The organism is Azospirillum sp., from assembly GCF_035627195.1.
Lineage (GTDB): Bacteria > Pseudomonadota > Alphaproteobacteria > Azospirillales > Azospirillaceae > Azospirillum.
The window spans coordinates 1-24,518 of the sequence record NZ_DASPMG010000096.1 but is presented as its reverse complement, the minus strand read 5'-3'; the positions used below and the strand labels follow the sequence as shown (position 1 = coordinate 24,518).

Genomic DNA, 24,518 nt, shown 5'->3' with positions numbered 1-24,518 from the left:
CCTGACCGGCGGCGACTTCCCCGGCTGGCTGGTCGATCTGCTGGGCCGCGGGCGCACCGCCGCCATGGCCGACCGGCGCGGGGAGTGCATCTTCTCCGCCTGCGACCATTACAGCCGCTGCTACATCGAGAAGAGCGTCCGCCGCGCCCGCAAGGCCGACGTGGTCATCGCCAACCACGCGCTGGTGATGGTGCAGGCCGCACTCGGCGGCGACGACATGGGCCTGCCCACCCGCTACGTCTTCGACGAGGGGCACCATGTCTTCGACGCCGCCGACAACGCCTTCAGCGGCCACCTGACCGGCCGCGAAACGCACGAGCTTCGCCGCTGGCTGCTGGGCGTGGAGGACGGGCGCGGCCGGGCGCGCGGCCTCAAGCGCCGCGTCGAGGACCTCGTGGCCGGCGACGACCAGGCGCAAGCGCTGCTCGACGCCGTGCTGATGGGGGCGCGCGTGCTGCCGGGCGAGGGCTGGCAGCCGCGCCTGGGGGCCGAGAACCCGACCGGCCCGACCGAGCGCTTCCTGCTGCTGGCGCGCCGGCAGGTCTACGCCCGCACGGAGGGGCAGGGCGGCGCCTACAGCCTGGAGGCCGACACCGATCATCCGGTGGAAGGCCTGCTGGACGCCGCCGCAGCCCTGGACGAGGCGCTGAAGCGCCTGGGCGAGCCGGTCGAGGAGCTGTCGCAGCGCCTCGCCAAGCGCCTGGACGACGAGGCGGAGCAGCTGGAGCCCGACCAGCGCCGCCGCATCGACGCCATCGCACGCAGCCTGCACCGGCGCGGCACGCTGACGGTGGAGGCGTGGCGCTCCATGCTGAAGGCGCTCACCGCCGCCACGCCCATGCAGTTCGTCGACTGGTTCGCGGTGGAGCGGCAGGAAGGGCGCGACATCGACGTCGGCCTCTACCGCCACTGGATCGACCCCACGGTGCCCTTCGCCGACGCCGTCGGTTCCATCGCGCACGGCATGGTCGTCACCTCCGCCACGCTGACCGACGGCACCGGCGACGTCGCGCTCGACTGGGAGGCGGCGGAGGCGCGCAGCGGGGCCTGCCACCTGCCGGCCCCTGCGCTGCGCGCCCAGGTGCCGTCGCCCTTCGACTACAAGTCCCACACGCGCGTCCTGGTGGTGACCGACGTGCGCAAGGACGACCTGAACCAGGTGGCGTCTGCCTACCGCGAGCTGTTCCTGGCCGCGCGCGGCGGCGGCCTGGGCCTGTTCACCGCCATCAGCCGGCTGCGCGCGGTGTACGACCGTCTGGCCGACCCGCTGGACCACGCCGGGCTGCCGCTCTACGCCCAGCACGTGGACCCGCTGGACGTCGCCACGCTGATCGACATCTTCCGTGGCGAGGAGCACGCCTGCTTGCTGGGCACCGACGCCGTGCGCGACGGCGTGGACGTGCCGGGCCGCAGCTTGCGCCTGATCGTCTTCGACCGCGTGCCCTGGCCCCGGCCGGACATCCTGCACCGCGCGCGCCGCGACGCCTTCGGCCGCCGCCGGTACGAGGACATGATCGCCCGCCTGCGGCTCAAACAGGCCTTCGGCCGGCTGGTGCGCCGGGCCGACGACATGGGCGTGTTCGTCCTGCTCGACCCCATGATGCCCAGCCGCCTGTTCGGCGCCTTTCCGGAAGGCGTGGAGGTGCAGCGCGTCGGGTTGAAGCAGGCCATCGCCCTGACGCGCGAGTTCCTGGCGCCCGAGTGAGGGCGATTTTCTTTTGCTCATCATATGCGCGTATGTAAAAACCGCCGTCCGGGCGCTTTCGCCCCAGTTCCCGCATGATCCTCCGCCCTTCGTCGTCTTGACTTTGGCGGCGTGCTTTTCTGTAATGCGCCGGGCTCCGGATCGTTCTGCTTTGGGACAATGGCCGGCGCGGATAGGGGAGGGCGACGCGCATGGGAAAGTCCACGCCGGACGGCGAGTTACGGACCGGGCCGGGCGATCTTCCAGGTGGCTTCGGCGCCGCCTTCGACCGCCGCGACACCACCTTCCTGCGCGCGGTCGACGCGCTGGAGGACCTGCTGCGCCAGCCGCCGACGGGGCCGAACGGCTACCGGCTGCTGCTCGGCGGCATCAACGAGTTGCAAGGCATCCTGCTGCGCGGCCTGCCGCTGCGCACGGCGCGCGAGGCGGCGGCGGCGCAGACCGTCAGCCTCTGCCAGCTGGTGGACGACGCGGCGTCGCTGCGCCTGGGCGAGGCGGTGACGGTGTTCATCGCCATGCTGCAGCGCGAGGCGGAGCGGATCGGGCTGGCCGCCGGACCCTCGCCGCCGGACTCCGGCGACCGGGACGGCCGCCTGCTTGCGCTGGAGGTGGAGTACGCGGCGCTGCCGTCCGACCATGGGAAGGCGGAGGTCGCGCGCGCCATCGCCGAGGCCGAGGCCGGCACGGTGCGGGGCGCTCTGGTCAAGCTGCGGCTGCTGCGCCGCGCGACCGGCTGCGCCTGGGCGGACGAGGCGCTGCTCGACCGTCTGGCGGCGACCGCCGTCGAGGGGCTGGAGCGCCACCTGCTGATCGAGGACGCCCGGCAGTTCGACGCGGCGGCGCAGGCTTTCGCCGCCGCCCCGCCGGCCCCGCCCCCGCCGGTCCTGCCGGCGACGCCGACCGAGGGCATGATCGCCGCCGGCGCCAGCGCCGGCAAGGTGGCGGTCGACGCGGCGCGGCGCATGTACGACGCCATGGTGGCGGCCTTCCTGGCGCCGCCCAAGGATGCGCGGAAATGAGTGGGCCGCTGACCGCCAACGTCCCGGGCCTCGGCCCCGGCATCGGCAGCACCGAGGGCGAGCTGTGGCCGGGCCTGCGCGGCTTGGCCGACGCCCTGCGCGGCCGCCGCGACACCCCGCCGCCGCCCGATCCCTCCGCCACCCGCGTGGAGATCCACCGCCAGCCCCTGCGCTTCGCGCTCGACTGGCAGCAGGAGATCGTGGCCCTGCACCGCCGCCACCCGACGCTGACCCCCGCCTTCAAGGAGGAGCTGGAGGCGATGGGCCTGCTGTCGCGCTGCGTCTTCCTGTCGTCGCACGACGGCGGCCCCCTGCGCTTCCGCTACATCGGCGAGCCGACGCGGGCCTATTTCGGTGACGCCTGGGCACGTCAGCAGCTCGGTAAGCCGCATGTTGAAGATCCTTACGCCGAATACGCCCAAGCGATCGACAAGCAGTATGTGGAAGCCATCGAAGGCGGTGTGCCCATCTACAACCGGTTGATCCTTATCGAGCACGGTGCGCCGGTCATCTACACACACATGCTGCTGGGATGGTCGGTTGACAGAGGGGGCCGCAGGGCATTGCTGGCCTGCGTCGACTTCAAGCGGTGAGGCCCCCTCCCCTGCGAAGCGGGGGAGGGTTAGGGAGGGGGCAAGAACTCTTATGCCGCCAGCGCCATGCCGTGCGACACGACCTCCGCCAGATCGCCGAACATGTGTGCGCGGCGGAACAGCATGAAATGCATGGGAAGCATGCCCAGCCCGGCCTGCCGGTAAGCTATGGTCGGTTCGGGATCGAGGTGTCGCGGCCCCATGATCCGTTCGTCCCAGACGGGCACGATGTCGGGATCGACAACGCCGGTGAAGCAATCCGGCTGCCAGCGCAGCCAGCCTGCCAGCACGGCCGCGCGGTGCATGACCGCGAACAGGCCGCGGCGCCGGAAGTCGGGTCGTGTCCAACCCCCCGTGGTCCACACGACCCACCCCTTCGTCTCGCGCGCCACGGCCGACGTGCAGCGGCACCATTCCTCCGCCGGGGCCTGTTCCGCCGGACGGTCGTAGAACACGGTCATGTCGTCGAAGCGCTCGGCGATGCTGCGCGCCGTGCAGTCGTACAGCAGGCCGGCCTGCGCCGTCACCGTGTCGCCCGCGGCGTCGCGGCCGCGGATCCAGAAGGCGTTGGCCGGGGTCAGCGCGCGGCACAGCGGGTTGGCGGCGGGCAGGATCGGCTCCCACGATCCGGCGGCGACCGCCGCCTCGTTGACGCGCAGCAGGGCGTGCATGTCGGCCTCCACCGACAGCGTGACGCCGCGCCCGGCGGCCTGCGCCGACAGGCGGTCGCGCGCCGCCACCAGCAGGCCGGCCAGCGGCCCCTCCGGCACCGGCAGGTGCGACAGGGGCACGCTCGTGTGATGCGAAAGAACGTTCATGGATGTCTCTCCACGGGATGTGTGGGTCCCGGCGGCACCCGCCGGGCGGGCCGGAGTCGGCCCGTGGAGACATCATCGTGGCGAGGGTGCTGCGCCCGCCATGCTCAGATTTCTAACGATCAGGCTTCTAAGGATCAGGGGGCGCCATGATCCTCCGCCTATGCCGTTCGCCCGGTTGACGGTTCTTTCGTTCACTCGCTAAGTAGTATCGACTAATGTCGCACCTTCCGGAGGGGCCCGTGGCCGAACCGACCACGCTGCGCACCGCCGGCCTATCCCAGAGGCCATCCCTGCTCCGCTCCTTCGACCCGGTCACCTGGGCCGGGCGGCCCAGCCGGATCGTGGCGGCGCTGGGCGTGGCGCTGGCGGTGCTGGCCGCCGCCCTGGGCGCGGCGGCGGTCTGGCACCTGCACCATGTGGGGGTGCGCGAGGCTACGACCACCATCGCCAACCTGAAGGACGTGCTGGCCGACGACGTCGTGCGCCTGTTCGATTTCGTCGACCGCAGCCTGCGCCGGAGCGTCGAGGAGATGCGCGCCACCCCGCCGGACGATGCCGACGCCGGCCGTGCCCTGCGCGCCCGGCTGCAGGGCCGCGTGGAAACCGGCGGCGCGCTCAAGGGGCTGCGCATCGACGCCGGGGGGCGGGTGGCGGCCGCCGGTCTGCCGTTCCTGGCGCCGGCCGACCCGGAGGCCGGCACGCGCCTGCGCTTCGGTGCGCCGTTCCGTGACGAGGCCGGGCACTGGCGCCTCATAATCAGCCGGACGGTCGAGGCCGCGCCGGGCGCTCCGGCGGCCCAGGCGGCGGCGCTGATCGACCTGGAATTTCTTCAGGGCTTCTTCCGCGACATACAGCTGCGCTCCGGCGGGGCGGTGTCGATCTTCCGCGACGACGGCGTGCGCCTGATCCGCTGGCCGCACCACGAGGCGACCACCGGCCACTCCTTCGCCGACATCTCGCTGTTTCGCGTCCACCTGCCGGACAGCCCGGACAAGGTGTACTGGGACCACGACACCACCTTCGACACCGGGCGGATCTTCGCCTACCGCCGCCTCGCCAGCATGCCCATCGTGGTCGGCGTGTCGATGCGCGAGGACGGCGTGATGGCCGGCTGGCGCCATCAGGCCTGGATCGTCGGCAGCATCGCCGCCGCACTCGCCCTGGCGGCGCTGGTCATCGGCCGGCTCCTCGCCGTCCAGCTCGCGCACCGCGAGCGGGCCGGCGCCCGGCCCGCCGCGTCGCTGTCGCTGACGGAGGAGGCGGGCGAACTGCACCTGCACCTGCACGGCGACGTCGCCGTGCCCGGCCCGGACGCCGCACGCGCGCTCGCCGCGCGGCACGGCGTCCGGCTGGAGACGGGAGCGGACGGCCTGCGTCTCAGCGTGAAGGCGCCTACGCCGCCTTGATGGCGTCGAGGAAGCGCTCGACCTCGTCGCGCAGCGATTCCGCCTGACCGGAAAGCTGGCCGGCGGCGCTCAGCACCTGGCTGGCGGCGGTGCCCGTCTCCCCGGCGGCGGCGCTGACCCGTTCGATGTTGCCGGTCACCTCCTGCGTGCCGACGGCGGCCTGCTGGACGCTGCGGCTGATCTCGTGCGTCGCCGCACCCTGCTCCTCCACGGCGGCGGCGATGGCGGTGGAGATGTCGTTGATGGCGACGATGGTGCCGGTGATGCCCTGGATGGCGCTCACCGCGCCGCCGGTCGCCGTCTGGATGGCGGCCACCTGGGTGGCGATGTCCTCGGTCGCCTGCGCCGTCTGGTTGGCGAGGCTCTTCACCTCCGACGCGACGACCGCGAATCCCTTGCCGGCCTCGCCGGCCCGCGCCGCCTCGATGGTGGCGTTCAGCGCCAGCAGGTTGGTCTGGCTGGCGATGGACTGGATGAGCTGCACCACCTGCCCGATCTTCTGGGCGGCGTCGGCAAGGCCCTGCACGGTGGCGTTGGTGCGGTTGGCGTCCGCCACCGCCGTGCCGGCGATCTCGGTCGAGCGGGCGACCTGACGGGCGATCTCCTGGATCGAGCTGGCCATCTCCTCCGCCGCGCTGGCCACGGTCTGCACGTTGCTGCTGGTCTGGTTCGCCGCCGCCGAGGCCGAGGCGGCCTCCCCGCTGGTCTGGCGGGCGATGTCGGCCATGCCGCGCGCGGTGTCGTCGAGCTGCCTGGCCGAGGCGTGCACCGACACCAGGGCGCCGGTTACCGTCTGGTCGAAGCCCTGGATCAGCCGGTTGACCGTTTCGGCGCGCCGCTGCTTGGCCTCCTGCTCCGCGGCCTGGGCGGCGGCGAGGCGCTCGGCCTCGATCAGCCCGTCCTTGAACACCTGGACGGCGCGTGCCATGGCGCCGATCTCGTCGCCGCGCCCGGCCCCGTCGATGGTGGCCGTCAACTCGCGCTTCGCCAGCCGGTCCATGGTGGCGGTCAGCGCCCGGACCGGCACCGAGACGGAGCGCACGAGGGACAGGCCGGCCAGCACGCACAGCGCCACGGCCAGGACCAGGGCCACGGCGATCCACAGGCGGGCCGACCGGAACACGGCCTCGCCGTGGTCGGCGACGGCGCGCCCGCCGTCGACGTTGGTTTCGGTCAGCTGCTTGAGCAGGCCGGTGGCCTTCAGGAACGCGTCACGCGATTCGCCGCGGAACAGCGCGCCCACTTCCTGGTCCTGGTTGCGGCTGGACAGCGGGATGAGGCGGTTCGTGCCGATGTCGCGATAGGCGTCCCAGGCGGCCGCGAAGCTGCGGTACGCCTCCTTCTCGCGGCCGGTGTTCAGGAGGTTCTCGTAGCGGGCCCTCTGCGCGTTCATCTCGGTGAGGAGCTGCGCCATGCGCGCCTCGTAGACCTTCCGCTCCGCATCCGTGGCGGACAGGATGTGCGAGGCCTCCTGGATCCGGTACTGCTGCGCCGCCGTGTCGATGGCGCCGATCAGGCCGACGCCGGGCAGCCAGTCGTCGCGGATCTCGGCCGCGTCGGCGTTGACCGTGTCCAGCCGTTCGATGGCGAACAGGCCGAGCGCGACCGTCATGGCCAGCACGGCGGCGAACGCGGCCAGCACCTTGCCGCGGATCGACAGGTTGCTCAGAAACGGCATAACGGTCCCCTCCATGTGTCCGGCCTGCCCGGCCATAGCCCAAACGGCATACGACATTGGGCGTGGTTTGGATCACTGAAAAGGACATAAAATTTGAAAAGCGCCTCTGCTCACGCAATGAAGACGCAATTTCCGTACGGTTAATGCGTGCGGACGCGCCGCGCGGGGTCAGGCCGGCGGGGCGTAGAGGGCCAGCAGATAGCTCAGCGTCACCGTGCTGAGGATGGTGGAGATCAGGATCGCCGCCGACGTGCGCTCCACGTACATCTCGTACTGCTGCGCCACCACGAAGGTCAGCGCGCCGGTGGGCAGGGCCGCCAGGATGATGGCGGACGACGCCCAGAACGGGTCCATCGGGAACAGCGCCTCGATCAGGTACCAGGTCAGCACCGGCTGCAGCAGCAGCTTCAGCGCCACGATCCAGCTGATCTCGCCCAGGTTGGCGTTCAGGCGGCGCGTCGACAGGAACAGCCCGATGGCGACCAGCGCGCACGGGCCCGCCCCCGCCCCCACCAGTTCGCAAAACGTGATCACCGGGCGCGGTAAATCGACGCCCGGCAGCAGGAACGACCACGCCATGCCTGCGGCCGTGGAGAGGATCAGCGGGTTCTTCGAGATGGCCGTGCCGACCTGGACGACCGTCTTGCCCAGGCCGTGCCCGTGGCTGCGCGCCAGCTCCAGCCAGATCACCGCGATGCCCACCATGATCGCGCTCATGATCACGGTGGCCAGGATCGGCGGTCCCAGGTTGTCGGTGCCGAAGGCCGCGACGAACAGCGGGATGCCCATGTAGCCGGTGTTGGAGAAGCAGGCGGTCAGCCCCTGCATGCACATGATCGGCGACTTTTCGCCGTGCAGCAGGCGCCCCAGGACCGCACCCAGCAGGTAGACGGCCAGCATGGCGCCCAGGAAGGCGCCGATGAACGGCCAGTTCAGCAGCTCCGCCAGCGGCCGGCGGGCCGTGCCGACGAACAGCAGCGCCGGCAGCGCCATCCAGTACACGTACTTGTTCAAGGCCTCCGACGACGCGGGGCCGAGCAGCCGCATCTTCCCGGACAGGAATCCGGCCAGGATGATGGCGAAGACGGGGAGGGCGACGTTGAGGACGGCGTGCATCGCCGCCGACCTTAGGCAAGCCGCGCTGCCCTGTCGAGCGAAGGAGGTATCCCTCGGCGGCAACCCACCTTTGACGGCCACCCTTGACGGGAGTCCGGCGGCGGGCAACATAGACGCGGCCTGCTAATCGAAGGATCCACGATGATCGACCACCACAGCGCGCTCATCTACGTCATGGTTCTGGTGTCCGCCGCCGACGCGGACATGACCGACGACGAGCTGGACGCGATCGGAGAGAACGTCCGTTACCTGCCGATCTTCAAGGATTTCGACATCGAGCGCCTGACCGAGGTGACCCGCGCCTGCACCGAGGTGCTGTCGGACGCCGACGGCATGGAGAAGGCGCTGGTCCAGATCAAGGAAGCCATCCCGCCCAAGCTGTGCGAGACCGCCTACGCGGTGGCCTGCGACATCGCCGCCGCCGACGCCAAGGCGACGCAGGAGGAACTGCGCATGCTGGAGATCCTGCGCCACCGGCTGGGCGTCGACCGCCTGTGCGCCGCCGCCATCGAGCGCGGTGCGCGCGCCCGCCACATGCGGCTGTGATCCGGTGACCAGCCTCGCCGGTCGCACCGTCGGCGTCATCGGCCTGGGCCTCATGGGCCGGCCGATGGCCCGCAACCTCGCCAAGGCGGGGGCCAGCCTCGTCGTGCACAGCCGCTCCCCCGGCCCGGTGCGGGAACTGGCGGCGGAAGGCATGACCGCCGCCGCCAACCCGGCCGAGGTGGCGCGCGCCGCCGGCACGCTGATCCTCATGCTGACCGACACCCCCGCCGTCGAGGCGGTGGTGGAGGGGCCGGGTGGCGTGCTGGAGGGGCTGCGGCCCGGCGGGCTGGTCATCGACATGGGCACCACCGCCGTGGCCGCCACCCGCCGCCTGGCCGAGCGTGTGCGCGCGGCCGGCGGCGACTGGGTGGACGCCCCGGTGTCCGGCGGCACGGTGGCGGCGGAGGCCGCGACGCTGACCATTATGGCCGGCGGCCACGACGACGCCTTCACCCGCGCCCGGCCGCTGTTCGAGGCGCTGGGCAAGCGCATCACGCACGTGGGCGACGCCGGCGCCGGCCAGGTCGCCAAGACCGCCAACCAGGTGATCGTCGGCCTGACCATCGGCGCCGTGGCCGAGGCGCTGGCGCTGGCCCGCGCCGCCGGGGTGGACCCGGCCAAGGTGCGCGAGGCGATCCGCGGCGGCTTTGCCGAATCCCGCATCCTGGAACTGCACGGCGAGCGCATGGTGACCGGCAACTTCACCCCCGGCGCGCGGGCGACGGTGCAGCACAAGGACCTCTCCCAGGCCCTGGCGCTGGCGGCCGAGACGGGCATCGACCTGCCGGCCGTGGCGCTGTGCCGCGAACTGTACGAGCACCTGATCGCGCAGGGCGACGGCGCCCTCGACCACGCGGCGCTCTACCGGCTGTTCGGGAAGTAGCCGCCACGGCCTGCCCCCTCCCGGCTTCGCTGACGCTCAGCCACCCTCCCCCTCTTCGAGGTGAAGGGTTTGATGCTGAAGCGGCGGCAGTCCCCTCCACCGCAAAGCGGGGGAGGGTTAGGGAGGGGGCAAAACGTCGCCCCCTCAGCACCGGCTGTACACCCCCGCCCAGAACTCCCGGTTCGACAGCGGGTCGCGCGCGCCGCTTTCCTTCAGGAACTTGCCGCCCAGCACATAGGCCTCGCGCTCGCCCTGCGCCGGGCACTTGTAGCGGCGGTGCATGCCGTTCACGTGCTGCACGTGGTGGACCAGCTCGTGCAGCAAGCGCTCCTGGAACAGGATGTCGTGCGGCGGCAGGTCGTTGCGCAGATAGATGATGCCGTGGGGCGCGTGGTTCGGGTCGTACAGCGCCAGCACGCGGTCGTCCACCACCGGGCGGGTGTAGGTGGAGGGCGCGTCCTCGTAATACTCGTGCGTCAGCTCGCGCGCGGACACCACCCGGACTTCGGGCAGGGGGATGTCCGTCACGCGATAGTCCGTGTGGGCGTCGATCCACAGCAGCAAGGCGGCCACCAGCTCGCCCATCGCGCACCTCCCTCAGGCAGGACGCCGTTGGAAGGTAAATGGGTGCCGGTGGCGCGGTGTTCCCTTACGCGGGCTCCCTACTCCGGGAGATAGTCGCGGATGAGCAGTTCGGCGATCTGCACGGCGTTCAGCGCCGCACCCTTGCGCAGGTTGTCCGACACGCACCAGAAGGACAGGCCGTTCTCCACCGTCGGGTCCTCGCGGATGCGGCTGACGTAGACGGGGTCGTCGCCCGCCACCTCGGCCGGGGTGATGTAGCCGCCGGGCTCCTGCCGGTCCATCACCACCACGCCCGGCGCCCGGGCCAGCGCCTTGCGCGCCTCCTCGGCCGAGATCGGGTCGGCGAACTCGACGCTGACGGATTCCGAATGGCCGATGAACACCGGCACGCGCACGCAGGTGGCGTGCACGCGGATCTTGGGGTCGAGGATCTTCTTGGTCTCGACCACCATCTTCCACTCTTCCTTGGTGGAGCCGTCGTCCATGAAGACGTCGATCTGCGGGATGACGTTGAAGGCGATCTGCTTGGGGAACTCGCGCGGCTCGACGGGGTCGTGCACGTAGATGGCGCGGGTCTGGTTGAACAGCTCGTCCATCGCGTCCTTCCCCGCCCCCGACACCGACTGGTAGGTGGAGACGACGACGCGCGTGATGGTCGCCAGGTCGTGCAGCGGCTTCAGCGCCACCACCATCTGGATGGTCGAGCAGTTGGGGTTGGCGATGATGCCCTTCTTGCGATAGCCGATCATCGCCTGCGGGTTCACCTCCGGCACCACCAGCGGCACGTCGGGGTCCATGCGCCAGTACGACGTGTTGTCGATCACCACGGCACCGGCGTCCGCCGCCTTGGGCGCGTACACCGCCGACACCTTGGCGCCGGGCGACGACAGCACGATGTCGGTGCCGTCGAAGTCGAACTTGGCGAGGTCCTGCACCTTCAGGACCTTGTCGTCGCCGTACGACACCTCGCGTCCCGCCGACTTGTCGGAGGCCAGCGCGATCACCTCGTCGGCCGGGAAGTTCCGCGCCGCCAGGGTGGCCAGCATCTCGCGCCCGACGTTGCCGGTGGCGCCGATGACCGCAACTCTGTAGCCCATGGCGGGATTCCTTCTTCTGGCTTTGGACAGGGAAAAGGCGGTACGGACTAGTCCGTTTCCCATGGAAATGCAATGATTGCCGCCGTATCCAGATGGGGTCGCCACCGGGGACGGACCATGGCCGACATGCCGCGCACCTACGCCGAATTCTGGCCCTATTACCTGGGCGAGCACGCCCGGCCGCGCACGCGCCAGCTGCACTTCCTCGGCACCGGGCTGGCGCTGGCCCTGCTGGTGCTGGCGGCGGTGACGGGACGTCCGTGGCTGTTGCTTGCGGCCGTGGTGGCGGGTTACCTGTTCGCCTGGATCGGGCACTTCGTGGTGGAGCGCAACCGCCCGGCCACGTTCAAATATCCGCTGTGGTCGCTGGTCAGCGACTTCCGCATGTTCTTCCTGTGGTGCGCCGGCCGGCTGGAGGCCGAACTGAAGCGCGCCGGAGTCCAGTGAGCCGCATGCCGACCCCGCTCGAAGACATCATCGCCAAGGCCATCAAGGACGCCGACAAGTCCTTCTTCAACGAGGACTACACCAAGCAGGCCCGCTCGGTCATGAGCGCCCTGAAGAAGGCCGGCTACGAGGTGGCGCCGGTCAAGCCGCCCGACGGGCTGGTGGAGTGGGCCAAGGACAACATCCCCTTCGGCCGCCTGCGCCCGGCCGAGCTGATCACCCAGATGTACTCGATGATGGTCGAGAACGTGCGGCGGTTCGACAAGTAGCGGGGTGAATACTCCCTCCCCTGCCTCCGGCGGGGGAGGGAAGGGGCCCACGAAGTGGGAAGGGTGGGGGCAACGGCTTATGTGGGAACAGGGACCCGCTGATCCTTGCGAACACCTTGCCCCCACCCTCCCCCACCTCCGGCAGGGGAGGAGTTTTTAAGACCTCAGGTCTTGAAGCCGATCCGCTCGTGCGAGCCGTCGCAGTACGGCTTGTTGGCGGACGCGCCGCAGCGGCACAGCAGCGCGCCGGCCACGCGGTCGGTGGTGCGGCCGGAGCCGGCGGTGATCTCCAGGTTGCCGGTCACCTGCAGCGGCCCGTCCTTCTGCGGCTCGATCAGCAATTGCCCGCCGCGCTGGGCCAGCGGCTGGCTGTCCTGCGTCGGCGGCTCGCCCGTCGCGGTGAATTTCACCTTCTTGTGCGAGCTGTCGCAGTACGGCTTGTTGGCCGAGGCGCCGCAGCGGCACAGCGTGGCGCGGAAGCCGTCCGGCCTGCCGTCGATCGACAGGTCGGCGCGGAAGGCATAGGGGCCGTCCTCGCGCACCGTCACCGTGTTGACCCGCGGCGTCGCCTCCTGCGGGCCGCCGTCCAGGCGGGTGTGCGTGATGGCGCCGGAGGCGCAGTTGCGCGACACGTCGGCGACCTCCTCCGGGTCGGCGGCGTCGGGGTCGATCCAGGGGCCCTTAACGTTCGCCTTGAACACCTCGGGCTGGCGCAGCACGCAGACGCGCGTGTGGATGCAGCGCTTGCCGTCGAAGCGCACCACCATCCGCTTGCCGGTCACCACCTCCACCCCCTCGGCGGTCACCTCGGTGATCTCGGCCAGCTTGGCGGTGCCGGCCTGCTGTGCCGCGGCGGGCAGGGCGGCGGCACCCGTGGCCGCGGCGACGCCGCCCAGCGCCGCGCAACGCAGCGCCTCGCGCCGGGTCAGGCCGGCGGCCGGGGCGTCGGCCCCGGCAGGTTCGTCGCACGTGGTGTTGGCCGCCGGAATCTTGCGCATGAGGTCCCCCCTGGTCGATAACCCTATCAGAGGTGCACCGATAATCGGAAACGGTCAACGCGGCACCCATATGAGGGTGGTGACAACGCGCCGCGCGACTCGCGCGCCGCCAAGAACGGCCCCAATCCCCGACGAATAGCCGCGCCGGCCGGTATGATTGGTAATGCCAACGATGCGCCGGCCGGCAAATCGCCGCATTGACGGGCAAAAGCACGTGCCGATTGCAGAATTCCGCCAACCTGCCCGAACGGGCTATGTTGTCAATCCCACTTTCGTGCGGGCGCGTTGACTCGGCCTGTTTAGAGGCGTAAACGAGGGCGCCAAAATTTCTTCGCATCTGCGAGCTTGTCTCCCCGCCGCTGCGGCAGCTCCCTCCCCGCCGCGCCCGGCAGCCGATAAAGAGGACGCAAACCATGGCAAACGGCAGCAGTCGGCCGCTCTCCCCACACCTTCAAGTCTACCGGTTCCAGTGGACCATGGCCGGGTCGATCACGCACCGCATCACCGGCGTGGGGCTCACCATCGGCACGCTGCTGCTCACCTGGTGGCTGGTCGCCGCCGCCATCGGCCCGGACGCCTTCGCGCGGGCGCAGAAGTTCATCGGCTCGGGCCTGGGCCTGCTGCTGATGTTCGGCTGGACCTGGGCGCTGTTCTACCACCTCGCCAACGGCATCCGCCATCTGGTGTGGGACGCCGGCTACGGCTTCGAGCTGCCGAGTGCCGAGCGGGGTGCGTACATCGCGGCGGGCGCCTCGCTGGCGCTGACCGTGCTGGTCTGGATCATCGGCCTCGTGGCGTGGTGAGGGATACAATGAGCAACGACACCGCAAAGCTCCGCTCGCCGCTGTCCAAGGCCCGCGGCCTGGGTTCCGCCAAGTACGGCACCGAGCACTGGTGGCAGCAGCGCCTGACCGCCATCGCGCTGGTCCCGCTGACCCTGTGGTTCGTCATCGGCGTCATCGGCCACCTGGGTGCCGACCACGCCGCCATGGTGGCCTGGATGAAGTCGCCGTTCTCGGCGACCATGATGGTGCTGTTCGTCGCCGTCGGCATCTACCACGCCGCCGAGGGCATGCAGGTGGTCATCGAGGACTACGTGCACGTCGAGTGGCAGAAGCTGGCCGGCATCATCGTGACGAAGCTCGTGCTGTACGGGCTGGCCGCCGCCTCCATCATTTCCGTCCTCAAGCTGACGTTCGGAGCCTGATCCGCCATGGCGAGCGCTTACCAGATCATCGATCACACCTATGACGTCGTCGTCGTCGGCGCCGGCGGCGCGGGTCTGCGCGCCACCTTCGGCATGGCCGAGAAGGGCCTGAAGACGGCGTGCGTCACCAAGGTCTTCCCGACCCGCTCCCACACCGTGGCGGCGCAGGGCGGCATCTCGGCCGCTCTCGGCAACATGGGCGAGGACGACTGGCGCTACCACATGTACGACACCGTGAAGGGGTCGGACTGGCTGGGCGACCAGGACGCCATCGAGTACATGTGCCGCGAGGCCATCCCGGCCATCATCGAGCTGGAACACTACGGCATGCCGTTCTCGCGCACGCCGGAGGGCAAGATCTACCAGCGCGCCTTCGGCGGCATGACCGCGCAGTACGGCAAGACGCAGGCCTACCGCACCTGCGCCGCCGCCGACCGCACCGGCCACGCCATGCTGCACACCCTCTACCAGCAGGCCCTGAAGCACGAGGCGGAGTTCTTCGTCGAGTACTTCGCGCTGGACCTGATCATGGACCAGGACGGCGTGTGCCGCGGCGTCATGGCCTGGAACCTGGACGACGGCACCATCCACCGCTTCAACGCGCAGCTGGTGGTGCTGGCGACCGGCGGCTACGGCCGCGCCTACTTCTCCTGCACCTCGGCCCACACCTGCACGGGCGACGGCGGCGGCATGGTGATGCGCGCCGGCCTGCCGCTGCAGGACCTGGAGTTCGTGCAGTTCCACCCGACCGGCATCTACGGCTCCGGCTGCCTCATCACCGAGGGCGTGCGCGGCGAGGGCGGCTACCTCACCAACTCGCAGGGCGAGCGCTTCATGGAGCGCTACGCGCCGTCGGCCAAGGACCTCGCCTCGCGTGACGTCGTGTCCCGCTCGATGACCATCGAGATTCGCGAGGGCCGCGGCGTGGGTGAGCACAAGGACCACATCCACCTGCACCTCGAGCACCTGCCGCCCGAGGTCATCCACCAGCGCCTGCCGGGCATCGCCGAGACCGCGAAGATCTTCGCCGGCGTCGACGTGACCAAGGAGCCGATCCCGGTGCTGCCGACCGTGCACTACAACATGGGCGGTATCCCGACGAACTTCCGCTGCGAGGTGGTGCGTCCGACCAAGGACAACCCCGACGCGGTGGTCCCCGGCCTGATGGCCATCGGCGAAGCGGCCTGCGTGTCGGTGCACGGCGCCAACCGCCTGGGCTCCAACTCGCTGCTCGACCTCGTGGTGTTCGGCCGCTCGGCCGCCATCCGCGCCGCCGAGATCGTCGAGAAGGGCAAGGTGCGCGACCTGCCGGCCGGCAGCGCGGACGTGGCGCTGGAGCGTCTGGACCGCACCCGCCACGCCAAGGGCTCCATCAAGGTCGCCGACCTGCGCATGGAGATGCAGCGCACGATGCAGAACAACTGCGCCGTGTTCCGCACCGGCGAGGTGCTGGAGGAGGGCTGCAAGCTCATCGACGCCACCTTCGCCAAGAAGAACGACGTCGCCATCACCGACCGTTCGATGGTGTGGAATTCCGACCTGGTCGAGGCGCTGGAGCTGGACAACCTGCTCTATCAGGCGGTCGCCACGCTGCACTCCGCCCGCAACCGGCCGGAGAGCCGCGGCGCCCACGCCCGCGAGGACTATCCGGATCGCGACGACGTGAACTGGATGAAGCACACGACGTCCTGGGTGTCGGAGAAGGGCGAGGTCACGCTGGGCGACCGTCCGGTGCACCTCTACACCCTGACCAACGACGTCCAGGTGTTCCCGCCCAAGGCGCGCGTGTACTGAGCCGCCGGCTTTAGAAGGCAAGGAAGACAGACATGGTGGAATTCAACCTTCCCGCCAATTCGAAGGTCGGCGTCGGCAAGACGATCAACGTTGCCAACGGCGCCCGGCGGCCGAAGACCTTCAAGATCTACCGCTGGAACCCGGACGACGGGCAGAACCCGCGGGTCGACACCTATGTGGTCGACCTCGACAAGTTCGGCCCGATGGTCCTGGACGCGATCATCTACATCAAGAACAACGTCGACTCGACGCTCACCTTCCGCCGCTCCTGCCGTGAAGGCATCTGCGGCTCGTGCGCGATGAACATCGACGGCACGAACACGCTGGCCTGCCTGAAGGCCATCGAGGACGTGAAGGGCGACGTGGCCATCTACCCGCTGCCGCACATGCCGGTGGTGAAGGACCTCGTCCCCGACCTGAAGCACATCTACGCTCAGCTCGCCTCGATCAAGCCGTGGCTGCAGACGCAGTCCCCGGCGCCGTCGCGCGAGCGTCTGCAGTCGCCCGAGGACCGCGCCCGCCTGGACGGCCTCTACGAGTGCATCCTGTGCTTCTGCTGCTCGACCTCGTGCCCCAGCTACTGGTGGAACGGCGACCGCTACCTCGGCCCGTCGATCCTGCTCCAAGCCTACCGCTGGATCGCTGACTCGCGCGACGAGATGACGGGCGAGCGCCTCGACAACCTTGAGGACCCGTTCCGTCTGTACCGTTGCCACACCATCATGAACTGCACCAAGGCCTGCCCGAAGGGCCTGAACCCGGCGAAGGCCATCGCCGAGATCAAGAAGCTGATGGTGGTCCGCCGCTAATCCGGCGCGACGCGAACGCGGAGAAGGGGGCCTCCCGCGAGGCCCCCTTTTTCGTTTTGATGATATGGTTTGCCGATGCCCCCACTTCCCACCCTTCCCGTCGAGCCGTCCACGCTGGTGCTGTGGATGGACCTCGTCGGCGTCTTCGTCTTCGGGCTGACCGGCGGCACGGTGGCGGTGCGGCACCGGCTGGACGTGTTCGGCGTGCTGGTGCTGGCGTTGGTCTGCGCGCTGGCCGGCGGCGTGGCGCGCGACCTCCTGCTGGGCGCCGTGCCACCCGCCACCTTCCGCGACGACCGCTACCTGTGGTCGGCGCTGGCCGCCGGCGTGGTGGCCTTCGTGGCGCACCCGCTGATCGAGCGGCTGAACCGCCCGGTGGTGGTGCTGGACGCCATCGGCCTCGGCATCTTCGCGGTGGCCGGCTGCCAGAAGGCGCTGAGTTACGGCTTGGCGCCGCTGCCGGCGGCGCTGCTGGCGGTGGTCACGGCGATCGGCGGCGGCATGCTGCGCGACCTGCTGGTCAGCGAGGTGCCGCGCGTCCTGCGCGAGGAGATCTACGCCGTGGCCGCCCTGCTGGCCGCCGTGGTGGTGATTGCCGGCCGCGCGCTGGGCCTGCCGGAGGTGCCGGTGGCCTTCGCCGGCGCCTTCGCCGCCGCCGTGCTGCGCATCGTCAGCGTCTGGCGCAAGTGGAGCGCGCCCCGCGCGCCCTGGTCGTGACGCCCCGGTCGTGACACCCTGGACATGACAGGTGCCGAAGGTGGTGTAAACTCGTTTCCGGTGGATCCACACCCCATGTACCGGGAATGCCTATGATCACCGACAACGGAACGCCGCAGGAACTGGCGCAACGCATCGGCCGGCTGCCGGACGGCCAGTACCGCGTCTACGTTCAGCCGATCCGGAGCCGTGCGGAGGTGCTGGCCGAGTTCGAGCGGCTTTTCGCCACCGCAGACGCCAGCCCTGATCCGGCCGTCGCCGGCAAAAGCGACGATGAAATCATGGACATGGTGAACGCGATCATCGAGGAAGGGCGAAGCGGCGAACGGGCCAAGCGGTCCGCATGAGGCTGGTCCTCGACTGCAACGTCATCGTTTCCGCCGCGTGGAATCCCGGAATCGCCCGCACCGTCCTGCTGTATGGCGTGCGGCACCATGAGATCGTGGTCTCGGCGACGATCCTCGCCGAATACCGCCGGGTTGCCGGCTACGCCAAGCTGGCCCGGATCCGCTCGACCCTCGATGGCCTGATCGACCTGGTGGAGGCGGTGGCGCTGTTGGTCGAGGGCGGACCGGTGGACCATCAACTGCCTGATCCGACGGACGTCATCTATTTGGCCGCCGCCCATGACGGTGACGCGGCCATTGTCATCACCGGCAACGTCAAGGATTTCCCGGACCGGCAATACGGGCCTGTGCGCGTGTTGACCGTCCGCGAATTCGCCACGGCGGCCGGCATTCTCGTCTGAGCGCCCCGCGCGCCACCACGCGTCGGCGCGCGGGGCCGTCCGTCACTCCCGCGTCGGGGCCGTCGGCTGGATGTCCGGACCCGGGACCGGGGCGTCGCCCAGGCCGGGGCGGGGGGTGGCGAGGTCGGGGTTGTCGGTCGGCTGGGCGGGTGCCGGGGCGTCGGTCTGGCGGGGCGGTGCCGGGCGCAGCGGGCGCGGGGTGGGGGACATGGACATCCAGGGCATGGGCGGACTCCTTTCCGTTTGTCAGGTCCATCTGCCGGGAAAGCCTCAACAGGGCAGATGGGCGTTTGGTGACCATTGACCGACTGCGATGAGGGGGTATGCTCTCCGGAACGTCCGATGATACGAACGAGGGGGAGGAAGCCATGGCCGGTCACGGCGACGGCGGCGCGCGCGCCATCAGCTACATCGACGGCGCCTGGCTGGAGGGCAACCCCGCCATCATCGGCCCGATGACGCACGCCATCTGGATGTCGTCGGTGGTGTTCGACGGTGCGCGCGCCTTCGAAGGGGTGGCGCCCGACCTCGACCTGCACTGCGCGCGCGCCATCCGCTCGGCCCAGGCGCTGGGGCTGGAGCCGATGCTGTCGGCCGGCGAGATCGAGGAGCTGTGCTGGGACGGCATCCGCCGCTTCCCCAACGACGCCGCGCTGTACATCCGGCCGATGTTCTACGCCGAATCCGGCTTCGTCCTGGCCGATCCGGGGAGCACGCGCTTCACCCTCACCCTCTTCGAAGCGCCGATGCCGAGTGCGGCCGGATTCACCGCCGGACTGTCGACCCGCCGCCGCCCGGCGCCGGACAGCGCGCCGACCGCCGCCAAGGCCGCCTGCCTCTACCCCAACGCCGGGCTGGCGCTGAGGGAGGTGGCCGCGCGCGGCTTCGACAACGCCATCCTGCTCGACCCCATCGGCAACGTGGCCGAGTTCGCCACCGCCAACCTGTTCATCGCCAAGGACGGCGCCGTGCACACGCCCGCCCCCAACGGCACCTTCCTGAACGGCATCACCCGCCAGCGCGTCATCGCGCTGCTGCGCGACGCCGGCGTGCCCGTGCACGAGCGCGCGCTGACGTTCGCCGAGGTGATGGCGGCGGACGAGGTGTTCTCCACCGGCAACTACGCCAAGGTGGTGCCGGTGACGCGCGTGGAGGACCGCCACCTCCAGCCCGGCCCGCTGGCCGCCCGCGCCCGCGCGCTCTATTGGGACTTCGCCCACGCCCGCCGCTGAACGCTGGCTGCAAAACGCCAGCGCTGATTCAGCGCCTTCCGCAGAACAAGGTCTCCGTTCCCGCATGTCCGAACGCCGCGCCCATCTCGACGCGACCGCCGTGGTCGCCATGCTCGTGCTGTGCTCCCTGTGGGGCTTGCAGCAGGTGGCGATCAAGGTCGCCAACGCCGGCATCTCGCCCGTTCTGCAGGCCGGCCTGCGCTCCGCCGGGGCGGTGGCGCTTCTGTGGGGCTGGTCGGCGTGGCGCGGCCAGCGCCTGTTCGGCCGCAGCGCCGCGGAGCTGGGCCTGGGCGCCGTCGCCGGCCTGCTCTTCGCGTCGGAGTTCGTGCTGATCTACGGCGCCCTGGTGCACACCACGGCGTCGCGCGCCGTGCTGTTCCTCTACACCGCCCCTTTCTGGACGGCCATCGGCCTGCACCTGCTGGTGCCGGGCGAGCGGTTGAGCCGCATCCAGGCGGCCGGGCTGGTGTGCGCCTTCGCCGGGGTGGCGGTGGCCTTCGTCGACGCGCTGCGCCTGCCGTCCGAGAAGGAGCTGATGGGCGACCTGATGATCCTGGCGGCGGCCGTGCTGTGGGCGGCGACCACGGTGGTGATCCGCGCCAGCCGGCTGGTCACCGTGCCGGCGGTGCGCACGCTGTTCTACCAGCTTTTCGTCTCCGCCATCGTGCTGGTGGCGGCGTCGCTGGCGCTGGGCGAGCCGGGCATCGTGAACGTGACGCCGCTGGTGGCCGGCAGTCTGGCCTTCCAGATCGTCGTGGTGGCCTTCGCCAGCTACCTGACGTGGTTCTGGCTGATCACCCGCTATCCGGCCTCGCGGCTGGCCGCCTTCTCGTTCCTGACGCCCCTGTTCGGCATCATCGCCGGGGGCGTGCTGCTTTCCGAACCGATCACCCCGGCGCTGGTCGCCGCACTGGCGCTGGTTGGGGTGGGCATCCAGCTCGTCAACCGCCGCGCGCCCGCGCTGCCGGCGCCGAAGCCCGCCACCTGACCGGAAGGCCGTTCCATGCCCCTGCCCAGGCGCCCGCCGCTCTACATCTCCGCGCCCATCGCCGCCCTGGTCGAGGGCATCTACCGGGAGGACACCACGGTCGGCCGCGTGCGGGCCAACGGCGACTTCGGCATCGGCACCTTCAACGACCTGGACGGCGAGATGGTGATGCTGGACGGCACCGTGTACCAGCTGCGCGCCGACGGCGGGGTGGAGGTGATGGACGATGCGGTGCAGACGCCGTTTGCCTGCGTCACCACCTTCCTGGGCGACACCGAGGAGCACTTCCCCGACCCCATGGCCTTCGCCGGGCTGGAGGAGCGGCTGCTGTCCCTGCTGCCCTCCACCAACCTCGTCTACGCCATCCGCATCGACGGGCGTTTCTCGCGGGTGCGCGTGCGTTCCGTCCCGCGGCAGGAGAACTACCGCCCGCTGGCCGAGGTGGCGAAGACGCAGACCCTGTTCGACTTCGCCGACCTGGACGGCACGCTGGTCGGCTTCTGGACGCCGTCGTTCCTCGGCTCCGTGCACGTGGCCGGCTTCCATTTGCATTTCCTTTCCGCCGACCGCCGGCACGGCGGCCACCTGCTGGCCGCCGACACGGCCGGCGTGACGATCCGCCTGCAGCACGCGCCGTCGGTGACGCTGGAACTGCCGATCACGCTGGACTTCCTCACCATGGAGATGACGCGCGACCTGCACGCCGACATCAAGGCGGCCGAACGCGAGCGCTGAAAGTCGAGCTGGAAAAATGAAACACGGATGAACATGGATTGATATTAATTCCATTTATCTGTGTCTATCTGTGTTCATCTGTGTCAAAAATCTCGTGTTCTGCTGCGTCACTTTGGTGCGGAGTTGTGCTTCTTGACACAGATGAACACAGATAGACACAGATGGAGATGATAGAAAATCTATTCTCAGCCCGTGTTCATCCGGCATCATCCGTGTTCATCCGTGTCTCAAAAGCCGTTTTCACGTTGACAGGCCAAGCCCCCGCTTGATGTGCGGCCCGGCGTCGGGCACCATATGCCGTCCGCCGTGGGGAGGGCTCAGGCCATGCAGTTCCGCGAACGCCGCCGCGTCATCCAGGTTATCCGCACCGTCTATGATCCCACCCTGAAGCGCGGCCGGTCCGAGGTGGTCGGCACGCTCGACAAGGACGACCCGGCGGTGGGCGAGGCGCTGCGCGCCGCCTGCACGGCCGAGGAGCTGGAGGAGGTCGGCGCCTACCTGCGCACCCGCCTCAACGCCCAGCGCGGTGCCACCGCGCGCGCCGGGGCGGAGACGCTGCCCGAGCAGATGCGCGCGGCGGCCGAGTACTTCCGCACCCACCAGGGCGAGGAGGCGCTGGCCTTCGCGGCCGAGATCCGCGCCGCCTGGGAGCCGCTGAAGGAAGCCATGCGCGACGCGGGTTTCTCGAAGTCCAAGGTGAAGCAGGGAAAGCCGAAGGCGAGGAAGGCCGCCGAAGAGGATCCCGCTTCGAAGAAGGCCGGCTTGGTCTACAAGCCCGGCGCGGTCACGGCCGAACCGACCCCCCGCAAGGCGGTGAAGGGCCTGAAGCTGGCGAAGGCGGCAAAGACCCCCGCGGCGTCGTGACCGCCGCATGCCGGTGGTGCGCCAGCGTCGCCGCGAGGCGGTTCAGCCAGCCATCCCCGGCAACCTCCGCCGCTTTCAACACCATGCGTCGCCGTGCCGCACCCAGGCGCGCATCCGCCGCCAGCCGCGCGTGATGACGCACGGTTGCGGCGTGCGCCAGCGATTCGGCCCGGCCACGGCCGCCCAGCAGCGCCATGCGCACGGCGGCGGCCGGCGGCGCGTCGTCGTAGCAGCGTTCAAGCTCGTCCAGCGGAATGGGGAGTAGCGGCGTAGGGCAGGGCGGGACAGCGCGCGTCATGCGGGCAATGCTGCCCGAGGGCGCGCCTACCAGCAAGCATAAAATCCTAGGACGCCGTTACTGGCTGGCCCAGATGATGCGCGCCATCCAGGCGATGTCGTTGCGCGGGATGACGCGGTCGGGGTGGGCGCGGTTGATCGACATCAGCTCGATCCGCGTCGCGGTCTCGCGCGTCAGCTGCTTGGCCATCACCTCGCCGCCCTTGGTGCGCACCACCACGCGGTCGCCGCGGCGGATCTGCGCGGCGGGGGAGACGATGATGGTGTCGCCGTCGCGGTACACCGGCTCCATGCTCTCGCCCGACACCTCCAGCGCGTAGGCGTGCGGGTCGCCCAGGCTGGGGAACAGCAGCTCGTCCCAGCCGCTGCCGGCGGGGTAGCCGGCATCGTCGAAATAGCCGGCGTTGCCCGCCTGGGCATAGCCGATGACCGGCACGCGCTGCATCGGTCCGCCGGCCACGCCGTCGCCCACGAGGCTGACGAACTCCGGCAGCGAGGCGCCGGTGGCGTCCAGCACCTTCGAGATGCTCTCGGTCGAGGGCCAGCGCAGCTTGCCGTCGCCGGTGGTGCGCTTGCTCTTGTTGAAGGTCGTGGGATCGAGCCCGGCGCGGCGCGCCAGCCCGGAGGCCGACAGCCCGTGCTGGGCTGCCAGGCGGTCGATCGCCCGCCAGATGTCCGCGTGTTTCAACATGGGATCATAGTCTCAGAAACCGGCTTCCCTGTCCCTAGGAACGTTTTCATAATTCCCTTGACATAGGAATATAAACAGAACATAAGAAGAACACTTGTTCCACCATGCCGCGTGCCCGCGGCGGTGATGCCCGCCGCGGACGAGCGGGCGCCCGCCACGGTCCGCCGGCAGACGCACGGGAGCCCTTGCCGATGATCCTCGCCCACCCCCGTTCCCGGCCCAAGCCGGCCGCCCCCACGGCCAGCCTCGCCGCCAGCCTCCCCGACAGCCCCCTCGACAGTCCGGGGGGCGTTCCGTTCGGCAGCGCCGAGGAGGCGTGGTTCTGGTCCGTCCAGGCGCACGAGGCCAAGGCGGAAGGGGCGCGCGTGACGGCCGGCAAGGGGCTGGTCCCCCGCCCGTGCGAGCCCGGCGACGTGATCCGCGCCGTGGACCGGCTGTACCGCCAGCGCCGGCTGGTGCGCGACCACCTGCACGTGCTGGTGCATTACGGCCGCCGCCTGATGGCGCCCGACCCCGAGCGGTTCCGCGAGCAGCGCGCCTGCACCCTGTGGCGCGAGGCGTTCGACCACATCGGCCCGCTGCTGCGCGAGAAGGGCATCGTGCAGGCGGGACTAGCACCGTGAGCCGTCCCGCCCCGGCGCCGGTCCCGCCGGCCCCGCGCGCCTGGGTGGTGTTCAGCGGGGCGGCCGAGCTGTGGTGGCTGCGGCTGCTGCGGCCGGGCTTCCGCCACTGCTTCGTGGCGCTCGACGACGGGCGGCACTGGGTGGTGGTGGACCCGCTGGCGCCCTTTACCGACGTCGCCGTGCTGGGCGTGCCGGCCGGCTGGGACGTGCCGGGCTGGTTCCGCTCGCTCGGCATGACGGTGGTCGCCGCCCCGGTGCGCCGCGGCCTGACGCGCCCCGCCCCCTGGGGCCCCTTCACCTGCGTGGAGGCGGTCAAGCGTGTGCTGGGCCTGCACGCCCCCTTCGTGCTGACGCCGTGGCAACTCTACCGCCGCCTGGGCGGCGCCTGACCCGCCTTTCCCTTCACCGGAGGTCCGTCCATGGCCAACCTCTTCTCCGCCCCGAAGCCGCCGACGCCCGCCCCCGCCCCCGCGCCGGCTCCGGCCCCAACGCCAGCGCCGCCCCCGGCGCCGGTGGTGGTCGAAACGCCGGCCCCACCCCCGCCGCCCACCCCTCCGCCGGCACCGGTCGTCGAACCGGCGCCGGTGGTGACGCCGTCGCCGCCGCAATGGGACCCGCCCTGGTGGGTGACCAACCCGCCGCCCCCGCCGTCC

The 24,518-nt window shown here is 70.4% G+C and carries 30 protein-coding genes and 1 pseudogene; 23 read left to right on the top strand and 8 right to left on the bottom strand.

The window, feature by feature from the left end; all coding sequences use genetic code 11:
* The 3 genes from VED21_RS08740 to VED21_RS08730 form a co-directional block, all read left to right on the top strand.
* A partial coding sequence (locus VED21_RS08740) for an ATP-dependent DNA helicase (RefSeq protein WP_324881949.1) occupies positions 1-1,705 on the top strand: 1,705 nt, incomplete at its 5' end.
* A gap of 191 nt (positions 1,706-1,896) precedes the next feature.
* Positions 1,897-2,724, top strand: a complete 828-nt coding sequence (locus VED21_RS08735) for a hypothetical protein (RefSeq protein ID WP_324881948.1) — start codon at positions 1,897-1,899, stop codon at positions 2,722-2,724.
* On the top strand, positions 2,721-3,317 hold the full coding sequence (locus tag VED21_RS08730) for a hypothetical protein (protein WP_324881947.1): 597 nt from the start codon (positions 2,721-2,723) through the stop codon (positions 3,315-3,317). The genes VED21_RS08735 and VED21_RS08730 overlap by 4 nt, the downstream gene beginning before the upstream one ends.
* Before the next feature lie 50 nt (positions 3,318-3,367).
* Here the strand turns inward: VED21_RS08730 and VED21_RS08725 are convergent, their stop codons facing one another.
* Positions 3,368-4,135: a hypothetical protein gene (locus VED21_RS08725; protein WP_324881946.1), complete on the bottom strand. Its 768-nt coding sequence runs from the start codon at positions 4,133-4,135 to the stop codon at positions 3,368-3,370.
* Between the two features lie 239 nt (positions 4,136-4,374).
* Between VED21_RS08725 and VED21_RS08720 the strand changes: the two genes are divergently transcribed.
* Positions 4,375-5,541: a hypothetical protein gene (locus tag VED21_RS08720; protein WP_324881945.1), complete on the top strand. Its 1,167-nt coding sequence runs from the start codon at positions 4,375-4,377 to the stop codon at positions 5,539-5,541.
* On the opposite strand, the gene VED21_RS08715 is transcribed toward VED21_RS08720, so the two are convergent.
* Together VED21_RS08715 and VED21_RS08710 are read right to left on the bottom strand one after the other, a co-directional pair.
* Positions 5,528-7,219 carry a methyl-accepting chemotaxis protein gene (locus tag VED21_RS08715; protein WP_324881944.1) on the bottom strand — a complete coding sequence of 564 codons (1,692 nt, stop codon included), beginning with the start codon at positions 7,217-7,219 and terminating at the stop codon, positions 5,528-5,530. The two genes, VED21_RS08720 and VED21_RS08715, sit on opposite strands and share 14 nt — an antisense overlap.
* Before the next feature lie 168 nt (positions 7,220-7,387).
* A complete protein-coding gene (locus VED21_RS08710) occupies positions 7,388-8,335 on the bottom strand; it encodes an AEC family transporter (RefSeq protein WP_324881943.1) in 948 nt (315 codons plus the stop codon).
* A 141-nt stretch (positions 8,336-8,476) separates the two neighbouring features.
* Between VED21_RS08710 and VED21_RS08705 the strand changes: the two genes are divergently transcribed.
* Positions 8,477-8,881, top strand: coding sequence for a tellurite resistance TerB family protein (locus VED21_RS08705; RefSeq protein ID WP_324881942.1), 405 nt, complete (start codon positions 8,477-8,479; stop codon positions 8,879-8,881).
* Positions 8,882-8,885: 4 nt separating this feature from the next.
* Positions 8,886-9,764, top strand: a complete 879-nt coding sequence (locus VED21_RS08700) for an NAD(P)-dependent oxidoreductase (protein ID WP_324881941.1) — start codon at positions 8,886-8,888, stop codon at positions 9,762-9,764.
* Positions 9,765-9,908: 144 nt separating this feature from the next.
* On the opposite strand, the gene VED21_RS08695 is transcribed toward VED21_RS08700, so the two are convergent.
* Both VED21_RS08695 and VED21_RS08690 read right to left on the bottom strand, forming a co-directional pair.
* On the bottom strand, positions 9,909-10,349 hold the full coding sequence (locus VED21_RS08695; protein ID WP_324881940.1) for a DUF6647 family protein: 441 nt from the start codon (positions 10,347-10,349) through the stop codon (positions 9,909-9,911).
* A gap of 77 nt (positions 10,350-10,426) precedes the next feature.
* On the bottom strand, positions 10,427-11,446 hold the full coding sequence (locus VED21_RS08690) for an aspartate-semialdehyde dehydrogenase (protein WP_324881939.1): 1,020 nt from the start codon (positions 11,444-11,446) through the stop codon (positions 10,427-10,429).
* A 117-nt stretch (positions 11,447-11,563) separates the two neighbouring features.
* Between VED21_RS08690 and VED21_RS08685 the strand changes: the two genes are divergently transcribed.
* A complete protein-coding gene (locus VED21_RS08685; RefSeq protein WP_324881938.1) occupies positions 11,564-11,893 on the top strand; it encodes a DUF962 domain-containing protein in 330 nt (109 codons plus the stop codon).
* A gap of 5 nt (positions 11,894-11,898) precedes the next feature.
* The gene (locus VED21_RS08680) at positions 11,899-12,162 is read left to right on the top strand and encodes a hypothetical protein (protein WP_324881937.1); all 264 of its coding nucleotides are present in this window, start codon (positions 11,899-11,901) and stop codon (positions 12,160-12,162) included.
* A gap of 164 nt (positions 12,163-12,326) precedes the next feature.
* Here the strand turns inward: VED21_RS08680 and VED21_RS08675 are convergent, their stop codons facing one another.
* Positions 12,327-13,160 (bottom strand): CDGSH iron-sulfur domain-containing protein, encoded by an 834-nt coding sequence (locus VED21_RS08675; protein ID WP_324881936.1) that lies wholly within the window; start codon positions 13,158-13,160, stop codon positions 12,327-12,329.
* 413 nt (positions 13,161-13,573) lie between these two features.
* Between VED21_RS08675 and sdhC the strand changes: the two genes are divergently transcribed.
* The 7 genes from sdhC (at position 13,574) to VED21_RS08640 (ending at position 18,435) form a co-directional block, all read left to right on the top strand.
* The gene (sdhC, locus tag VED21_RS08670) at positions 13,574-13,963 is read left to right on the top strand and encodes a succinate dehydrogenase, cytochrome b556 subunit (protein ID WP_324881935.1); all 390 of its coding nucleotides are present in this window, start codon (positions 13,574-13,576) and stop codon (positions 13,961-13,963) included.
* Positions 13,964-13,971: 8 nt separating this feature from the next.
* Positions 13,972-14,367 (top strand): succinate dehydrogenase, hydrophobic membrane anchor protein, encoded by a 396-nt coding sequence (sdhD, locus tag VED21_RS08665; RefSeq protein WP_324881934.1) that lies wholly within the window; start codon positions 13,972-13,974, stop codon positions 14,365-14,367.
* A gap of 6 nt (positions 14,368-14,373) precedes the next feature.
* On the top strand, positions 14,374-16,161 hold the full coding sequence (gene sdhA, locus VED21_RS08660) for a succinate dehydrogenase flavoprotein subunit (RefSeq protein WP_324881933.1): 1,788 nt from the start codon (positions 14,374-14,376) through the stop codon (positions 16,159-16,161).
* A gap of 32 nt (positions 16,162-16,193) precedes the next feature.
* Positions 16,194-16,970 (top strand): succinate dehydrogenase iron-sulfur subunit, encoded by a 777-nt coding sequence (locus VED21_RS08655; protein ID WP_324881932.1) that lies wholly within the window; start codon positions 16,194-16,196, stop codon positions 16,968-16,970.
* 75 nt (positions 16,971-17,045) lie between these two features.
* On the top strand, positions 17,046-17,687 hold the full coding sequence (locus VED21_RS08650) for a trimeric intracellular cation channel family protein (RefSeq protein WP_324881931.1): 642 nt from the start codon (positions 17,046-17,048) through the stop codon (positions 17,685-17,687).
* 92 nt (positions 17,688-17,779) lie between these two features.
* Positions 17,780-18,034: a hypothetical protein gene (locus tag VED21_RS08645; RefSeq protein WP_324881930.1), complete on the top strand. Its 255-nt coding sequence runs from the start codon at positions 17,780-17,782 to the stop codon at positions 18,032-18,034.
* Positions 18,031-18,435 carry a putative toxin-antitoxin system toxin component, PIN family gene (locus VED21_RS08640; RefSeq protein WP_324881929.1) on the top strand — a complete coding sequence of 135 codons (405 nt, stop codon included), beginning with the start codon at positions 18,031-18,033 and terminating at the stop codon, positions 18,433-18,435. The genes VED21_RS08645 and VED21_RS08640 overlap by 4 nt, the downstream gene beginning before the upstream one ends.
* Positions 18,436-18,477: 42 nt before the next feature.
* Here the strand turns inward: VED21_RS08640 and VED21_RS08635 are convergent, their stop codons facing one another.
* Positions 18,478-18,660 carry a hypothetical protein gene (locus VED21_RS08635; RefSeq protein WP_324881928.1) on the bottom strand — a complete coding sequence of 61 codons (183 nt, stop codon included), beginning with the start codon at positions 18,658-18,660 and terminating at the stop codon, positions 18,478-18,480.
* 143 nt (positions 18,661-18,803) lie between these two features.
* Between VED21_RS08635 and VED21_RS08630 the strand changes: the two genes are divergently transcribed.
* From VED21_RS08630 to VED21_RS08610, 5 genes are all read left to right on the top strand, one after another.
* Positions 18,804-19,667, top strand: coding sequence for a branched-chain amino acid aminotransferase (locus tag VED21_RS08630; RefSeq protein ID WP_324881927.1), 864 nt, complete (start codon positions 18,804-18,806; stop codon positions 19,665-19,667).
* A 64-nt stretch (positions 19,668-19,731) separates the two neighbouring features.
* Complete coding sequence (locus VED21_RS08625) at positions 19,732-20,655, top strand: DMT family transporter (RefSeq protein WP_324881926.1); 924 nt, start codon at positions 19,732-19,734, stop codon at positions 20,653-20,655.
* Between the two features lie 15 nt (positions 20,656-20,670).
* A complete protein-coding gene (budA, locus tag VED21_RS08620) occupies positions 20,671-21,390 on the top strand; it encodes an acetolactate decarboxylase (protein ID WP_324881925.1) in 720 nt (239 codons plus the stop codon).
* A gap of 324 nt (positions 21,391-21,714) precedes the next feature.
* Positions 21,715-22,254 (top strand): hypothetical protein, encoded by a 540-nt coding sequence (locus VED21_RS08615; RefSeq protein WP_324881924.1) that lies wholly within the window; start codon positions 21,715-21,717, stop codon positions 22,252-22,254.
* Between the two features lie 7 nt (positions 22,255-22,261).
* Complete coding sequence (locus VED21_RS08610; RefSeq protein ID WP_324881923.1) at positions 22,262-22,519, top strand: hypothetical protein; 258 nt, start codon at positions 22,262-22,264, stop codon at positions 22,517-22,519.
* Positions 22,520-22,609: 90 nt separating this feature from the next.
* On the opposite strand, the gene VED21_RS08605 is transcribed toward VED21_RS08610, so the two are convergent.
* Complete coding sequence (locus VED21_RS08605; RefSeq protein WP_324881922.1) at positions 22,610-23,242, bottom strand: helix-turn-helix transcriptional regulator; 633 nt, start codon at positions 23,240-23,242, stop codon at positions 22,610-22,612.
* A gap of 191 nt (positions 23,243-23,433) precedes the next feature.
* On the opposite strand from VED21_RS08605, the gene VED21_RS08600 reads away from it, so the two are divergent.
* The 3 genes and pseudogenes from VED21_RS08600 to VED21_RS08590 form a co-directional block, all read left to right on the top strand.
* Positions 23,434-23,865, top strand: a complete 432-nt coding sequence (locus VED21_RS08600; RefSeq protein WP_324881921.1) for a hypothetical protein — start codon at positions 23,434-23,436, stop codon at positions 23,863-23,865.
* Positions 23,862-24,254, top strand: a complete 393-nt coding sequence (locus VED21_RS08595) for a hypothetical protein (RefSeq protein ID WP_324881920.1) — start codon at positions 23,862-23,864, stop codon at positions 24,252-24,254. Before VED21_RS08600 ends, VED21_RS08595 begins: the two co-directional genes overlap by 4 nt.
* A 30-nt stretch (positions 24,255-24,284) precedes the next feature.
* Positions 24,285-24,518, top strand: a pseudogene (locus VED21_RS08590) (hypothetical protein); the annotation flags it as partial.

Excerpts from the sequence above, each read along its gene's own strand:
- VED21_RS08695 (WP_324881940.1), bottom strand. The coding sequence starts at position 10,349 with ATGGGCGAGCTGGTGGCCGCCTTGCTGCTGTGGATCGACGCCCACACG.
- VED21_RS08685 (WP_324881938.1), top strand. The coding sequence starts at position 11,564 with ATGGCCGACATGCCGCGCACCTACGCCGAATTCTGGCCCTATTACCTG.
- VED21_RS08680 (WP_324881937.1), top strand. The coding sequence starts at position 11,899 with ATGCCGACCCCGCTCGAAGACATCATCGCCAAGGCCATCAAGGACGCC.
- VED21_RS08635 (WP_324881928.1), bottom strand. The coding sequence starts at position 18,660 with ATGCCCTGGATGTCCATGTCCCCCACCCCGCGCCCGCTGCGCCCGGCA.
- VED21_RS08690 (WP_324881939.1), bottom strand. The coding sequence starts at position 11,446 with ATGGGCTACAGAGTTGCGGTCATCGGCGCCACCGGCAACGTCGGGCGC.
- VED21_RS08710 (WP_324881943.1), bottom strand. The coding sequence starts at position 8,335 with ATGCACGCCGTCCTCAACGTCGCCCTCCCCGTCTTCGCCATCATCCTG.
- VED21_RS08640 (WP_324881929.1), top strand. The coding sequence starts at position 18,031 with ATGAGGCTGGTCCTCGACTGCAACGTCATCGTTTCCGCCGCGTGGAAT.
- VED21_RS08605 (WP_324881922.1), bottom strand. The coding sequence starts at position 23,242 with ATGTTGAAACACGCGGACATCTGGCGGGCGATCGACCGCCTGGCAGCC.
- VED21_RS08675 (WP_324881936.1), bottom strand. The coding sequence starts at position 13,160 with ATGCGCAAGATTCCGGCGGCCAACACCACGTGCGACGAACCTGCCGGG.
- VED21_RS08655 (WP_324881932.1), top strand. The coding sequence starts at position 16,194 with ATGGTGGAATTCAACCTTCCCGCCAATTCGAAGGTCGGCGTCGGCAAG.
- VED21_RS08645 (WP_324881930.1), top strand. The coding sequence starts at position 17,780 with ATGATCACCGACAACGGAACGCCGCAGGAACTGGCGCAACGCATCGGC.
- VED21_RS08600 (WP_324881921.1), top strand. The coding sequence starts at position 23,434 with ATGATCCTCGCCCACCCCCGTTCCCGGCCCAAGCCGGCCGCCCCCACG.
- VED21_RS08730 (WP_324881947.1), top strand. The coding sequence starts at position 2,721 with ATGAGTGGGCCGCTGACCGCCAACGTCCCGGGCCTCGGCCCCGGCATC.
- VED21_RS08705 (WP_324881942.1), top strand. The coding sequence starts at position 8,477 with ATGATCGACCACCACAGCGCGCTCATCTACGTCATGGTTCTGGTGTCC.
- sdhD (WP_324881934.1), top strand. The coding sequence starts at position 13,972 with ATGAGCAACGACACCGCAAAGCTCCGCTCGCCGCTGTCCAAGGCCCGC.
- VED21_RS08735 (WP_324881948.1), top strand. The coding sequence starts at position 1,897 with ATGGGAAAGTCCACGCCGGACGGCGAGTTACGGACCGGGCCGGGCGAT.
- VED21_RS08630 (WP_324881927.1), top strand. The coding sequence starts at position 18,804 with ATGGCCGGTCACGGCGACGGCGGCGCGCGCGCCATCAGCTACATCGAC.
- sdhC (WP_324881935.1), top strand. The coding sequence starts at position 13,574 with ATGGCAAACGGCAGCAGTCGGCCGCTCTCCCCACACCTTCAAGTCTAC.
- budA (WP_324881925.1), top strand. The coding sequence starts at position 20,671 with ATGCCCCTGCCCAGGCGCCCGCCGCTCTACATCTCCGCGCCCATCGCC.
- VED21_RS08625 (WP_324881926.1), top strand. The coding sequence starts at position 19,732 with ATGTCCGAACGCCGCGCCCATCTCGACGCGACCGCCGTGGTCGCCATG.
- sdhA (WP_324881933.1), top strand. The coding sequence starts at position 14,374 with ATGGCGAGCGCTTACCAGATCATCGATCACACCTATGACGTCGTCGTC.
- VED21_RS08715 (WP_324881944.1), bottom strand. The coding sequence starts at position 7,219 with ATGCCGTTTCTGAGCAACCTGTCGATCCGCGGCAAGGTGCTGGCCGCG.
- VED21_RS08650 (WP_324881931.1), top strand. The coding sequence starts at position 17,046 with ATGCCCCCACTTCCCACCCTTCCCGTCGAGCCGTCCACGCTGGTGCTG.
- VED21_RS08725 (WP_324881946.1), bottom strand. The coding sequence starts at position 4,135 with ATGAACGTTCTTTCGCATCACACGAGCGTGCCCCTGTCGCACCTGCCG.
- VED21_RS08615 (WP_324881924.1), top strand. The coding sequence starts at position 21,715 with ATGCAGTTCCGCGAACGCCGCCGCGTCATCCAGGTTATCCGCACCGTC.
- VED21_RS08610 (WP_324881923.1), top strand. The coding sequence starts at position 22,262 with ATGCCGGTGGTGCGCCAGCGTCGCCGCGAGGCGGTTCAGCCAGCCATC.